Source organism: Mycobacterium aquaticum, assembly GCF_002086485.1.
Lineage (GTDB): Bacteria > Actinomycetota > Actinomycetes > Mycobacteriales > Mycobacteriaceae > Mycobacterium > Mycobacterium aquaticum.
This window is the reverse complement of record NZ_MVHF01000033.1, coordinates 15,079-27,673: the sequence shown is the minus strand read 5'-3', so window position 1 is coordinate 27,673 and position 12,595 is coordinate 15,079. Positions and strand designations below refer to the sequence as shown.

Annotated in this window: 13 protein-coding genes; 9 read left to right on the top strand and 4 right to left on the bottom strand. The window is 66.6% G+C overall.

Going from position 1 to position 12,595, the window contains the following annotated elements:
- Positions 1-60: 60 nt before the first annotated feature.
- Positions 61-501: a nitroreductase family deazaflavin-dependent oxidoreductase gene (locus BST13_RS26250; protein WP_083167128.1), complete on the top strand. Its 441-nt coding sequence runs from the start codon at positions 61-63 to the stop codon at positions 499-501.
- Positions 502-519: 18 nt separating this feature from the next.
- On the opposite strand, the gene BST13_RS26245 is transcribed toward BST13_RS26250, so the two are convergent.
- Positions 520-1,809: a flavin monoamine oxidase family protein gene (locus BST13_RS26245; protein WP_083167125.1), complete on the bottom strand. Its 1,290-nt coding sequence runs from the start codon at positions 1,807-1,809 to the stop codon at positions 520-522.
- A gap of 64 nt (positions 1,810-1,873) precedes the next feature.
- Here BST13_RS26245 and BST13_RS26240 point away from each other — a divergent pair, with 64 nt between their 5' ends.
- The 3 genes from BST13_RS26240 to BST13_RS26230 all read left to right on the top strand — a co-directional run bounded on the left by BST13_RS26240 (position 1,874) and on the right by BST13_RS26230 (position 4,569).
- The gene (locus BST13_RS26240; RefSeq protein ID WP_083167123.1) at positions 1,874-2,446 is read left to right on the top strand and encodes a TetR/AcrR family transcriptional regulator; all 573 of its coding nucleotides are present in this window, start codon (positions 1,874-1,876) and stop codon (positions 2,444-2,446) included.
- Between the two features lie 105 nt (positions 2,447-2,551).
- On the top strand, positions 2,552-3,805 hold the full coding sequence (locus tag BST13_RS26235; protein WP_083167120.1) for a M20 family metallopeptidase: 1,254 nt from the start codon (positions 2,552-2,554) through the stop codon (positions 3,803-3,805).
- Positions 3,806-3,825: 20 nt separating this feature from the next.
- The gene (locus BST13_RS26230) at positions 3,826-4,569 is read left to right on the top strand and encodes a class I SAM-dependent methyltransferase (RefSeq protein WP_083167118.1); all 744 of its coding nucleotides are present in this window, start codon (positions 3,826-3,828) and stop codon (positions 4,567-4,569) included.
- Positions 4,570-4,580: 11 nt separating this feature from the next.
- Here the strand turns inward: BST13_RS26230 and BST13_RS26225 are convergent, their stop codons facing one another.
- On the bottom strand, positions 4,581-5,129 hold the full coding sequence (locus BST13_RS26225) for an NADPH-dependent FMN reductase (RefSeq protein ID WP_083167115.1): 549 nt from the start codon (positions 5,127-5,129) through the stop codon (positions 4,581-4,583).
- 179 nt (positions 5,130-5,308) lie between these two features.
- On the opposite strand from BST13_RS26225, the gene mgtE reads away from it, so the two are divergent.
- Positions 5,309-6,664, top strand: coding sequence for a magnesium transporter (gene mgtE / locus BST13_RS26220; protein ID WP_425437057.1), 1,356 nt, complete (start codon positions 5,309-5,311; stop codon positions 6,662-6,664).
- On the opposite strand, the gene BST13_RS26215 is transcribed toward mgtE, so the two are convergent.
- Together BST13_RS26215 and BST13_RS26210 are read right to left on the bottom strand one after the other, a co-directional pair.
- Entirely contained in the window at positions 6,661-7,122 is a 462-nt protein-coding gene (locus BST13_RS26215) for a hypothetical protein (RefSeq protein WP_083167110.1), read from the bottom strand. The two genes, mgtE and BST13_RS26215, sit on opposite strands and share 4 nt — an antisense overlap.
- A 10-nt stretch (positions 7,123-7,132) precedes the next feature.
- The gene (locus BST13_RS26210; protein ID WP_245839807.1) at positions 7,133-8,764 is read right to left on the bottom strand and encodes a metallophosphoesterase; all 1,632 of its coding nucleotides are present in this window, start codon (positions 8,762-8,764) and stop codon (positions 7,133-7,135) included.
- 289 nt (positions 8,765-9,053) lie between these two features.
- On the opposite strand from BST13_RS26210, the gene BST13_RS26205 reads away from it, so the two are divergent.
- From BST13_RS26205 to BST13_RS26190, 4 genes are read left to right on the top strand one after another with little or no spacing between them, the layout of a single operon-like run.
- Positions 9,054-10,310: a flavin-containing monooxygenase gene (locus tag BST13_RS26205; RefSeq protein ID WP_083167105.1), complete on the top strand. Its 1,257-nt coding sequence runs from the start codon at positions 9,054-9,056 to the stop codon at positions 10,308-10,310.
- Between the two features lie 21 nt (positions 10,311-10,331).
- Positions 10,332-10,769 (top strand): RidA family protein, encoded by a 438-nt coding sequence (locus BST13_RS26200; RefSeq protein ID WP_083167102.1) that lies wholly within the window; start codon positions 10,332-10,334, stop codon positions 10,767-10,769.
- Positions 10,766-11,440 carry a DUF1028 domain-containing protein gene (locus BST13_RS26195; RefSeq protein ID WP_083167100.1) on the top strand — a complete coding sequence of 225 codons (675 nt, stop codon included), beginning with the start codon at positions 10,766-10,768 and terminating at the stop codon, positions 11,438-11,440. The genes BST13_RS26200 and BST13_RS26195 overlap by 4 nt, the downstream gene beginning before the upstream one ends.
- Positions 11,437-12,594, top strand: a complete 1,158-nt coding sequence (locus tag BST13_RS26190; RefSeq protein WP_083167097.1) for a M20 family metallopeptidase — start codon at positions 11,437-11,439, stop codon at positions 12,592-12,594. Before BST13_RS26195 ends, BST13_RS26190 begins: the two co-directional genes overlap by 4 nt.
- The last annotated feature ends 1 nt before the right edge of the window (position 12,595 follow it).

Below are 12,595 nucleotides of genomic sequence, written 5' to 3'. Positions count from 1 at the left end.
ACTCCCATTAGGCTCGGTGCAGACGGCTTCGGATGCCCTACACCAGAATGAGAACACGCGATGAACAGCAATACGCTCAAGGACAGCGGCGCCAAACTGATGAATCTCGCGCACCGGTTTGTCCTCACGGTCAGCGGAAAACGCTTGCTGGCACAACCTTTCGGCATGCCGTTGGTCGAGCTCCACACCGTCGGGCGCAAGTCCGGCCAGCCCCGGTCCTGCTTTCTGACGACGCCGGTGCACGACAGCAAGCGGGTGGTGCTCGTGGCATCGAAGGGCGGTGACGACCGCCACCCTGATTGGTATCGGAATCTGCAGGCGCACCCCGACGCCGAGTTGGTGATCAACGGGGAGCGTCTCAAGGTGCACGCCCGCACCGCCAGTCCCGACGAGAAGGCCGAGCTGTGGCCGAAGATCGTCGCGTCGTACCAGGGATACGCGAACTATCAGAAGCGGACGACTCGGGACATTCCCGTCGTGATCTGCGATGTGAAGGACTGAGACCGGCACGGCGGAGCGTCACAGCATCGCGACGACCTCCCGCGCGACCCGCTCTCCCGACCGCACCGCACCCTCGAAGTATCCGCTGTAGTCCGGCGAGCTCTCGGTTCCCGCCCAGTGCACGCGGCCTACCGGCGCGAACGCCCCATCCAGCACTGCCAGCGCCCCTGGACGGGGAAAGGCGTTGTACCCACCCAAGACGAATTCGTCGTCATGCCATGACTTTTCGTGGAAACTCAGCGGTGAGCGGGCGGCCTCCCCGAGGTTCGCCGCCAACCCGCCGAGAATCGTCTCGCGCCGCGTATCCTCGTCGAGCGCGCTCAGGGCACGGGCATGTCCACCGGGCATCAGCACGCACACGTGTCCCGGTCCACCAGGAGGTGAGATGTCGAAGGCGCTCGACACCGGGCCGTCGAGATCGAGGAACTGGCCACGCAGCCCTGCGGCACGCCAGAACGGCGACTCGTAGACCGCGACCGCCTTGTAGATCGTGCCCATGAACGTCTCCCGCTGCGCCCGGTCCCGCGACGCAGGCAGGGCCGGGCTGTGTGTGATCGAAGCGGCCACCGGCGGCGCGACCGCGACGACGACGTGGCGGGCCCGCACCGAGTCCCCGGACGTCGTCCGTACGACGACACCCTCGTCGTCGCGGACGATCTCCCGAACCCTGCAGTTCAGCATGACCGCATCATCCAAATCCTCGGCAACGGCCGCAGCAAGCCCACCGGCACCGCATGAGAGCAACGCCTCCTGGGCGCCGCCCGCATCGGTGACCATGGTGCGCAGCCCGCCCCCGGACCTGATCGACGCGGCAATCGCCGCGACCGACAGCGCGTCGGGATCGTTCGAGGTCAGTTCACCCATCACGATGTCGACCACCCGCCGAGCCCGCCGTGGTGACACCGTGGCGAGCCAGTCGGAAAACAGCCGGTCGTCGCGCATCCCGACACCGAAGGGGGCCACGACCGCCAGCCGCACCAGCGCGGCGGCCGCCGCCACCGTGGTCAGCGAAAACAAGGAGATGTCGCGCCCGTTCTCGCGGATCGCCAGCCTGCCGCCCGTGTGGGTCGGATACAGCGCCATTCCGAACTCCGCGGCCAGCGCCTGCATCTTGACGTGGTCGTGGCCGATCCACTGACCGCCGAGGTCGACGGGCGTGCCCGCGGCCGAGTTCACCGTCATCGCGCGGCCGCCCACCCGGTCGGCGGCCTCAAGCACCCGGACCTTCGCGCCTGCCCGCCGCAAGTCCCGGGCCGCGATCAGCCCTCCGAAACCCGCTCCGACCACCACCACGTCGACATCCGCCATTCACCACTCCCTTTATGCAACATATGTTGTACAACAACAGTTGCAGATAGTTTAGAATTGCGCAATGCCCCGCCGCGTCGATCACGCCGCCAGACTCGCCGAGATCGAGGACACCGTCATCGCTATCGCGTCCGAATCGGGCTTCGAGGCCGTCACCATCCGTGCGGTCGCCACCCGCGCCGGCGCATCGACCTCCGTCGTCACGCACTATGTCGGCAGTCGAGATGAACTGTTGCACAACGCCATCCAACGGGAACTGGCCAGCAGACAGGCCGACGCCGACACCGCAACCCGGGACCTCGACGGAGCGGAGGCCCTGCGCTCGTTCATCGAATGGGCGATTCTCGGCCCCGACGAACGGACCCACAGATTCTGGCTGGCACTCGTGATGGCGGCGGGCCGCCAACCACAACTGCGCTCCGAACTCGACGGGTTCAACGAGTGGTGGAACGGTCGGCTGATGCAACTGCTGCAGGGTGCACAAGTGGCCAACCCCGAGATCGCATGCGATCTGCTCGGCGTGTTCGTCGACGGCGTCGTCGTATCCGGATTCGACGCGGGCCAACCGTGGCCCATCGACCGGCGCACCCAGGTGCTCGACATGATCTGGCGGACCATTGGTGTAGCGGCGCACTGAAACTGGTTACAGTGCACGGTGTTTCGATAGGCCATTGGCTCGATTCACGCTATCGGCGCACAGGTTCGGGGCCTACGATGATCCGGCACCGACCGGGAGGACGACATGACGATCGATTTGCCGAAGGACTGGGCCGACCGGCTGGGCGGCGGGCTCGCCGATTTCTATCGCGACTTGCACGCACACCCCGAGCTGTCCTTCCAGGAGCACCGCACGGCGGAGAAGGTTTGGGAGGCGCTCGCCCCGCTCGGCCTCGAGGTGACCCCAGGCGTCGGCGGCACGGGTGTCGTTGCAGTCCTGCGCAACGGTCCCGGCCCGGTCGTCTGGCTGCGCGCGGACTTCGATGCCCTTCCGGTGCAGGAACAGACGGGTTTGCCGTACGCGAGTACGGCCCGGGCCACCAACCCCGACGGCAAGGATGTCCCGGTCATGCACGCGTGCGGGCACGATATGCACACCACTGTGCTCGTCGGCACTCTGCAGTTGCTGACCGAGACCAAGAAGCACTGGTCAGGCACTGTGGTCGCGGTGTTCCAGCCGGCAGAGGAAATCGGCGGCGGCGCCGCGGCCATGATTGCCGACGGCATTCTGGACCGGTTTCCCAGCCCGGACGTCGTCCTCGGCCAACACGTCGGCCCGATCCCCGCGGGGGTCATCGTGTACAAATCTGGGGTGGTGATGGCTGCTGCCGACTCCCTGAAGCTGCAGCTGTTCGGCCACGGCGGGCACGGCTCTCAACCGGAGTCCACCGTGGATCCGGTGGTGATGGCGGCCAACGTCGTGCAGCGGCTACAGACGATCGTGTCACGCGAGGTGTCGCCGTTCGACCCGGCCGTGGTCACCGTCGGCTACCTGCACGCCGGGACAAAAGACAACATCATTCCCGACGATGCGGAACTCGGGATCAATGTCCGCACCTTCGACGAGACCGTGCGCAGCAAGACTCTGGCCTCGATCACCCGGATCGCCCAGGCTGAGGCCACGGCCTCCGGCGCCCACAAGGAGCCCGCGCTCACCACCACGCACAGCTTCCCGGCAACGGTCGTCGACGACACCGTCATGCAGCAACTCGCCGCGGTGTTCCGTGGACACTTCGGCGCGGAGCACGTCATCGAGAATCCCCAGCCGGTCGCCGCGAGCGAGGATGTCAGCCTCTTCGGCACCACCGCGGGTGTGCCGACGGCGTTCTGGTTCTGGGGCGGTTATCCGCAGGAGACCTACGACGAGTCGGCCCGCACCGGCCGGCCGGTTCCGACCAACCACTCGCCGTTGTTCGCACCGGTTCTCGAGCCCACGCTGTCCACCGGAGTCGAGGCCCTCACCATCGCCGCGCTCTCGCGCCTGAACACGAAGCGGTGACCCGCTCTTAGAGTGAGGGCATGGCAGAACTCCACGCTGACCGCAGGCGGGCGGAATCGTTCGGTGCGGCGTCCGACGACTACGACCGGTACCGGCCACGTTATCCGCAGGCGCTGATCGCCGATCTGATCACGGCTGCGGGGCTTGCGACGCTCGACGTCGGGGCGGGTACCGGGATCGCATCGGTTCAGTTGATCCGCGCCGGCGCAACGGTTCTCGCAGTAGAACCCGACTCGCGGATGGCCGGGGTCGCGGCAGGCAAGGGAGTCACGGCCGAGATCGCGACGTTCGAGGACTGGGAGCCCGGCTCGCGCACATTCGATCTGGTGGTGTTCGCCCAGTCGTTTCACTGGGTCCAGCCCCGTCCCGCACTGGCCAAGGTCCGGGGCATCCTCAATCCCGGTGGGCGGCTGGTGTTGTTGTCGAACCGGATCGTGCCGAAGTCACCGACGTGGGCCGACTTCGACGACATCTATTCCGACTATCTCGGTGACGAGCGCAGCTCGATCGTCGATGCCACCCGGTTGGCCGAAGTGACCGCGCTCATCGAGGACGGCGGATTCACGGTGGACAATCGCAACGTCGTCGAGCAGCTGCACTACACCACCGAGGACTGGCTCAATCTGGTGTTCACCTATTCCAACCACCTGACGCTGCCCGCCTCAGCACGAGATGAGTTGCGCCGCCGCCTCGCCGAGCGCATCGGTTCCGTCGGGGTCGACGCGGTCAACGACGCGCTGGCCGTCATCTGCACCCCGGTGTAAGGACCGCGAGGCTACGCAATCACCTTGCCGGTCAAGCTGATCAGTTGGTCGAACAGAACGCTCAATTCGCTGTCGCGTCGCTCAAGCGGCGCGAACCCGTCGGCACCGAAGTCCTGGAACAGTGACAGCGCCACCTGAGCGCGAACATCGAGCATCTGAAAGTTCGCCACGATCTGCCGCCACTGCTCTACGGCACGAACACCTCCGTCGGCGCCATAGGACACGAACCCGATGGTCTTGCTGAACCACTCGGAGCCGAGGCTGTCGACGGCGTTCTTCAGCGCACCGGGGACCCCGTGGTTGTATTCCGGGGTGACGAAGACGAAGCCGTCACACGCGTCGATCGCCTGGCTCCAGCGCGAGACGTTCGGCGATTCGTATTGCTTCTGCGCCGTGGCCGGCACGGTCGCCGAGGTCAGCAGTGGAACGTCGAACTCCTTGAGATCCAGTACCTCGAAATCCGCGTCGGCGCGCTGCGCCGCGCTCTTGGCAACCCAGTCGCCGACGGCCTTGCCATTGCGGCCTTCCCGGATCGAGCCGATGACGATACCGATCTTCATGAATTCTTCCTCCAAACTGCCACCGCACTGTGAAAGTGGTTCGCGGGCGCGCGTTCATCCCATTTGAGCCGATTGCACCGACCACCGCAGCCTATAGTGACGTCGCCGTGCGTTAGCGGGATCACGACCGATGTCAGCGGAGGAGTGCCATGACGAGGTCCGGTGTCGATCTGGGTGTCCTGAGCATTCTGCCGCTGCGCGCCAGTGCCTTGGACTCGCCGGAGGCGATACAGGAGTGGCTGAACTCGGCGGGCCCGGCGGAGCGCAGCCGGCAGGTCGGCGCGATGTCGAAAGCACAGATCGCGCGATTCGTGGCGCTGCTCGATGCGACGACCGGGCCCGAACTACTGGGATCGATCGACGTCGACCTGGCTGCGCGCGTCATCCGGTCGGCGGATCTCGCACAGGCGGGCGCATTCCTCGGCGCCATGGACTCCGACGAGAGTGCGGAGATCCTGCGCAAGCTTGGCGAGGCCAAACGCACCGCAGTGCTGGCGCAGGTCGACCCGGCGACCGCGGAGACGTTGCGCAACCTGTTGCGTTATGCACCGAACTCTGTTGCAGCACATATGCTTCCGGAACTGTTCACGATCGACGGCGCGCTTTCCGCGGCAGCGGCCGAGGACGCGGTCCGTGAGCAGGCCAACCAGATGCGCGGCAAGATCCGAGCCGGCGGATACATCTATGTCACCGACGTCGATCGACAGCTCATCGGGGTCGTCGGTTTCCGGGATCTGGTGCTCGCCGAGCCGGATCAGCCCGTGCACGAGTTGATCGACGACCATCCCGTGTCGGTGCGGTCGAGTCACGATGCGGAGAACGCCGCACAACTACTCGTCGACCACGATCTGACAGCGCTGCCCGTCGTCGACGAGCGGGGGAAGCTGCTCGGTGTCCTGACGGCCGACGCCGCCGCCGACATCTTGGAACGGGAGGCCACCGAAGACGCCGAACGCCAGGGCGGCTCGGCCCCGCTGGAGGTCCCGTACCTACGTGCGTCGCCGATTCGCCTGTGGCGCAAGCGCATTGTCTGGCTGTTGGTGCTCTTCGTCGCCGAGGCCTACACCGGCACGGTACTTCGGGCGTTCGAGGACGAGCTGGAGGCGGTCGTCGCGCTCGCGTTCTTCATACCGCTTCTGATCGGGACGGGCGGCAACACTGGCACCCAGATCACCACCACCTTGGTCCGGGCCATGGCCACCGGCCAGATGCGGTTCCGTGATCTGCCACGCGCACTGCTCAAAGAGATGTCGACCGGCGCGTTGGTCGCGGTGACGATGGCCGCCGCGGCCGTCGTCCGCGCGTGGACCCTCGGCGTCGGCGCGCAGGTCACCATCACGGTCTCGGTCACCGTCGCGGCCATCGTGATGTGGTCGGCACTGGTGGCGACCGTGCTACCACCGCTGCTCAAGAAGGTGCGGGTGGATCCCGCGGTGGTCTCGGCGCCGATGATCGCCACCATCGTCGACGGCACCGGCCTGCTCATCTACTTCCTGATCGCGCACCTCACGCTGCCGCAGCTTGCCGGTCTCTAACGTTGAGTTGACGCCGACTCGACGCGCCGGACCAACACCTCGGTGGCGATCAGCAACCCCAGCCGCATCACGTTTAGCCGATGCCAGCGGGCGATCAGATGCGACTGCACCTCTGGAGCGATTTCTCCTTTGAGGAGCGGGATGTTGATGCCCCGGATGAGATAGGTGCTCAAGCCGAGCGCGCCGGCCAGCGATGCGGCCGCGGCGACGACAGTCCGGTGATCGGCGCCGCCCTGCCAGCCGCGGTGCAGCACCACCGAGGTTCCGCCCATGGCCGCCGGTGTGATGGGCGCGTAATAGGGCGCCGGGCTGCCGGTCCCGATGATCCCCGGGCGTCTCCCGGCACCGGCGATAAGCTGGGGCACACCGACGACCGCCTCGTAGGCATTGCCGAAAAACCAGGCTGCCCGACCGAATCGCGCGATGCCGTTTGCCGATGGTGGTGCGAGTTTCGCCATATGCCCGAGGCTACGACGGCTGCCGACGGTAGGTGAGTTTGTCCAGTTCGTTGCCGTATTCGTCGACGGCGACGACATCCATCTCGCTGACGAACGTCCCGGGCCGGACGTCGACGCGGATGAACGCGTAGTTGCGGAACCGCACGCGTGACCACGCGACGCCCTCAGGCTGCTTGTCTCCGTTGGCATCCCAGACATAGCTGTTGGGCACAAAGGTGTCGGCTATCGGGTGCCCGCGATAACTCTCCGATTCGCCGGGCTGGAAGTTGTAGCGTGGCCGCCCGCCCGAACCCACGGTGTAGTACACCGTGCCGTCGGTGTCGGGGTAGACGACGGCGTTGTCCTCGGCGGCCCGCGTAGGGCTGCCGCCACGAATCGGATCGGTCCGCTCGAAGACGTGGTTGTGCCCCTGCAGCACCAGATCCACCCGGTAGCGGTCGAACAATCCGACCCAGGCCGCGCGGACTCCGCCGTCGCTGGCGTGCGAATCCGTCGTCGAATAGGCGCAGTGATGGAAGAAGCAGACGATGAAATCGATGTTGGGATCGGCCCGGTGCGCGGCCAATGTGCGTTCCACCCAGCTGTTCTGGGCCCCGCCCGAGTAACCGGTGTTCGCCTTGATCTCATAGCTGACGTCGTTGGCGTCCAATGAGAGCACCGCGACGTTGCCGTACACGAACGAGTACACCGAAGGGCAGGCCTTGGGGCCGTTGCCCGGAAAATCGAGCCGGGCCAGGTGGCCGGCGTACCCGTGCACCGGGTAGCTGGCTTCCATGTCGTGATTGCCGGTGGCGAACATCCACGGCGTCGTCGCGGCACTGCGCTCGATCGACCCGAAGTAGACGTCCCACACGAAGGGATTGAACTTGTCGAATCCCGACGGCGGGTTGCCCCCACCCGAGGGAACGAACGTACCCGGCTTACCCGCACCCGACGGGTCGGCGTAGGCGATATCCCCGGCCAGCACATGGAAATCCGGCCGAGACGCGACGATCTGGTTCAACACGTTGGCGGTGTGTCCGACGGTCGGGTCATTGTCCGGCTTGTAGTACTGGTCGTCGTAATCGCCGGGTTTCAGACCCGGTGGCAGCGCCGGGGTGTCGTCGGTCCCCTGGTCGCCCATCATGGTGAATCTGAATGGCACCTGCGCATCGCGGGCGCTGGGCATGGCCGTCGACGCGGACAGGACGTCGCTGACGAAACCGTCTTCGGTGCGCCACCGATAGAAGTGCGGTGCTCGTCCAGGCAAGCCGTCGACGGGCACATGGGCGTAGAACTGCTCGGCGGCGAGCACTCCCCCACGGCTGTCGGGAATCTGCGTCACCAAATTGCGGACCTCTGCCTCGGCCGTCGCCCCCAGCGCCGGCGTGGGGCCGTGATCGACGAAGACCTTCAACCCGCCCGGACTGCGCGACAGCTGTGCGGCGAACCGTAGTTGACTGGCCGCGTCGGAGCCGTAGCCCACCCGGCGGTTGGCCACCGTCAGCGGTGCGTCGGCGGCGTAGGCGCGGTGACCGAACGGAGAGGCACCAAGACCGGCGACAGCCGCCAGTGCTGCCGAGCCTCGCAGAAAGTTCCGTCGCGACACCCGGTGCCTGCGAAGATAGTCCTGATGCCAGTCGTACTGCTCGGCCATCGTCATGCCGGCGGCCACCGCCGTCGGGATCCCGGTATCGGGGGTCTCGCCGGGTGCTGTCAAACGTCTCGTGCCCACACCTGAAGATGGTGGTCCAAACCGTGCCCCGGCGCTGTGCGCCACGTCGAACGCGTGGTGACGGGCCGGTGAACCGTTACCCGCGCACGAACCCCGCTGCCACGCTGCAGATCGTTTTTTCAGATGAATTAGATCGAATATATGCGCTGTACAGATACAGCGCGCGGCTGAATCATGGTTTCCAACGAGCGATTCTGTCCGAGCAGTGGAGGTTGGGATGTCGAGCCAAGAGACCGAGGTTCTCGTCGTCGGCGCGGGTCAAGCCGGTATCGCGATGAGCGAGCACCTCGGTTTGCAGGGCGTTCCGCACCTCGTCGTCGAGCGTGACCGGGTTGCCGAGCGCTGGCGGTCCTGGCGATGGGACTCCCTGGTGGCCAACGGGCCCGCGTGGCATGACCGCTTCCCGGGCCAGGAATTCAACATCGACCCCGACGGGTTCGCCGGCAAGGAACAGGTCGCCGACTATCTCGTCTCCTACGCCGAGAAGATCGACGCGCCCATCCGCACCGGCGTCGAGGTGACATCGGTCCGCAAGAACGACGGCAGGCCCGGCTTCACCGCCCAGACCTCCGACGGCACCATCGAGGCCCGCTACGTCGTGGCGGCCACCGGCGCGTTCCAGAAGCCCGTCATCCCGCCGGTCGTTCCCCAGAGCGCCGGTATCCACCAGATTCATTCGAGCGCCTATCACAATCCCCAGCAGCTTCCGGACGGTGCCGTACTGGTCATCGGCGCCGGATCGTCAGGTGTGCAGATCGCCGACGAATTGCAGCAGTCTGGCCGGCAGGTCTACCTCGCCGTCGGGCCGCACGACCGGCCGCCCCGCAGCTACCGCAACCGCGACTTCTGCTGGTGGCTCGGAGTTCTCGGCAAGTGGGACATGGCCGCACCGCCACGCGGAGCCGAGCATGTCACCATCGCCGTCAGCGGCGCGCGCGGCGGGCACACCGTCGATTTCCGGTCGCTGGCCGCCAGCGGGATCACGCTGGTGGGGATGGCCGGAGCGTTCGAAAACGGTGTCATGCGCTTCGCCCCCGATCTGCGGGACAACATCGAAGCCGGCGACGCGAACTACCTGTCGATGCTCGACGAGGCCGACGCCTACGTGGCCCGCAACGGTCTCGACCTGCCCGAGGAACCGCAGGCCCGGATTCTCGGTCCCGACCCGGAATGCATGACCCATCCGACGCTCGAGCTGGATTTCGCCGCCGCCGGGATCACGTCGATCATCTGGGCCGTCGGCTTCGCGTTCGACTACGGCTGGCTGCAGGTCGACGCGTTCGACGAGAACGGTAAACCGAAACACCAGCGCGGCGTCTCCACGGAGCCCGGCGTGTACTTCCTGGGACTTCCGTGGCAATCGCGGCGCGGTTCCAGCTTCATCTGGGGCGTCTGGCACGACGCCAAGTACCTCGCCGACCAGATCGCGATCCAGCGCAACTACCTCGCCTACAAAGCCGCCAACCAGACCTGAAGAGGAAAGAGGACAGTGGTCATGAACGACACCACAACACCGACCCACACTCGGATCCGGCCGTTCAACACCAAGGACACCTATCCCGAACAGAACCTCGACAATGACCTGTGCCAGGCCGTCGTCGCCGGCGGGGTGGTCTACCTGCGCGGGCAGATCGGCCAGGATCTCGAAACCCGGGAATCGGTGGGCATCGGCGACGTCGAAGCGCAGACCGAGAAAGCGATGAGCAACATCGCGATGCTCCTCGATGAGGCAGGCAGCTCGCTGCGCGACATCGTCAAGGTCACCGTGTACCTCACCGACATTCGCTACCGCGAAACCGTGTACCGGGTCATGGGCCGCTGGCTCAAGGGCGTCTTCCCGGTGTCGACGGGCTTGGTGGTCGAGGCTCTGGCCCGCCCCGAGTGGCTCGTGGAGATCGACGCCACCGCGGTGATCTCCGGGGAGGCGAAATGACGTTCTCCCTTGTCGCCCGCGATCCCGGCACCGGCGCCTTCGGCATCGTGATCTCGTCGTCGAGCCCCGCGGTCGCATCGCGCTGCGCCCACACCCGGGCCGGGGTTGGGGTGGTCGCGTCGCAGAACGTCACCAACCCGGCCCTCGGGACGCTCGTGCTCGATTCGCTCGCCGGGGGACTCGATGCCGAGGCCGCCCTCAAAGCCGCACTGGCACAAGAGAAGTTCCCCGATTACCGGCAGGTGACCGTCGTCGATGCCAACGGCAACACCGCCGTGCACTCCGGGCCCAACAGCCTCGGCGTGCACACCCACCTCGAGGGTGATCAGGCCGTGGCGGCGGGCAACCTGCTCGCCGACACCAAGGTGATCGCCGAATTGCTGGGCGGCTACGCCACCAGCACCGCCGCGGCCTTCGAGGACAGGCTGCTCGACGGGCTGCGCGCGGCACTGGCCGCCGGCGGCGAGGCCGGCCCGGTGCACTCCGCCGGAATGCTTGTGGTGGAAGATGTCCCGTGGCCCGTGACCGACCTTCGGGTCGATCACTCCGACGATCCCATCGGTGATCTGGCCGCATTGTGGGCGCTATGGCGGCCGCAGAAAAACGACTATCGGATACGTGGCGTCGACCCGACACAGGCACCGTCCTACGGAGTCCCGGGGGACCAGTGACCACCGTCGACGCCGCCGTCGCCAAGGGTGTCGCCGCAGCCCACGCCGGGCTGGTCGAACTGTCCCGCGACCTCTACGACCATCCCGAAGCCGCCTGGGAAGAGGTCCGCTCCGCCGGACGTGTCGCCGGGCCGTTGGCGGACAACGGGTTTGACGTCACCGAGAAGTACTGCGGCCTGGACACCGCGTTCGCGGCGCGGATCGGCAACGGCGACCTGCACATCGCCCTATGCGCCGAATACGACGCACTGCCCGGGCTCGGCCATGCCTGCGGGCACAACCTGATCTCCGCGATCACCGTCGGCGCGGCACTGGCCCTCGCGCCCGTCGTCGACGATCTGGGCCTGACCCTGTCGGTGATCGGCACCCCGGCCGAAGAGGGCGGCGGCGGCAAGATCGAACTGCTGGAACGCAACGGCTTCGACGGGTTGCACGCCGCCGCGATGGTCCATCCCGGCCCGGTCGACGTGGCGCGGGCTCGGCCATTTGCCGTGTCGCACAGCCATATCGCCTATCAGGGCAAGTCGTCGCACGCTGCCGCCTACCCGGAACGCGGTATCAACGCGGCCGATGCGTTCACCATCGCCCAGGTCGCGATCGGGCTGCTGCGTCAACAACTACCGTCGTCGGTACGGGTGCACGGCATGATGACCCGGGGTGGCGAGGCCCCGAACGCGATCGCCGAACTCACCGAGGGCCGGTGGTACGTGCGCGCCGAAACGCTCGCGCAGTTGGCCGAGATCGAGCCCAAGGTGATGCGCTGCTTCGAAGCCGGTGCCCTGGCCTCCGGTGCCGAGCTCACGGTGACCCCGGAATCCAAGCCGTACGCGGAGTTCCGGACCGACGATGAGCTGCTCGCCTGCTACGAGCGCCGCGCGACCGCCGCGGGCCGGCGGTTCGCGACCGGGCCCGACACGATGATGGCGCGGGCGTCCACCGACATGGGCAACGTGTCGCAGACGCTGCCCGCCATCCATCCGTATATCGGTATTGACTCACTGCCCGCGGTCAACCATCAACCAGAGTTCGCCGCTGCCACCATCACTCCGGCTGCCGAAGCGGCCATCGCGCAAGGCGCGCTCGCCCTGGCGGGCACTGTTATCGATGCCGCCGGCCAAACCGCCATCCGTCACCGGCTGCTCGTTGGAAGATGAA

Excerpts from the sequence above, each read along its gene's own strand:
- BST13_RS26250 (WP_083167128.1), top strand. The coding sequence starts at position 61 with ATGAACAGCAATACGCTCAAGGACAGCGGCGCCAAACTGATGAATCTC.
- BST13_RS26245 (WP_083167125.1), bottom strand. The coding sequence starts at position 1,809 with ATGGCGGATGTCGACGTGGTGGTGGTCGGAGCGGGTTTCGGAGGGCTG.
- BST13_RS26240 (WP_083167123.1), top strand. The coding sequence starts at position 1,874 with ATGCCCCGCCGCGTCGATCACGCCGCCAGACTCGCCGAGATCGAGGAC.
- BST13_RS26235 (WP_083167120.1), top strand. The coding sequence starts at position 2,552 with ATGACGATCGATTTGCCGAAGGACTGGGCCGACCGGCTGGGCGGCGGG.
- BST13_RS26230 (WP_083167118.1), top strand. The coding sequence starts at position 3,826 with ATGGCAGAACTCCACGCTGACCGCAGGCGGGCGGAATCGTTCGGTGCG.
- BST13_RS26225 (WP_083167115.1), bottom strand. The coding sequence starts at position 5,129 with ATGAAGATCGGTATCGTCATCGGCTCGATCCGGGAAGGCCGCAATGGC.
- BST13_RS26215 (WP_083167110.1), bottom strand. The coding sequence starts at position 7,122 with ATGGCGAAACTCGCACCACCATCGGCAAACGGCATCGCGCGATTCGGT.
- BST13_RS26210 (WP_245839807.1), bottom strand. The coding sequence starts at position 8,764 with ATGACGATGGCCGAGCAGTACGACTGGCATCAGGACTATCTTCGCAGG.
- BST13_RS26205 (WP_083167105.1), top strand. The coding sequence starts at position 9,054 with ATGTCGAGCCAAGAGACCGAGGTTCTCGTCGTCGGCGCGGGTCAAGCC.
- BST13_RS26200 (WP_083167102.1), top strand. The coding sequence starts at position 10,332 with ATGAACGACACCACAACACCGACCCACACTCGGATCCGGCCGTTCAAC.
- BST13_RS26195 (WP_083167100.1), top strand. The coding sequence starts at position 10,766 with ATGACGTTCTCCCTTGTCGCCCGCGATCCCGGCACCGGCGCCTTCGGC.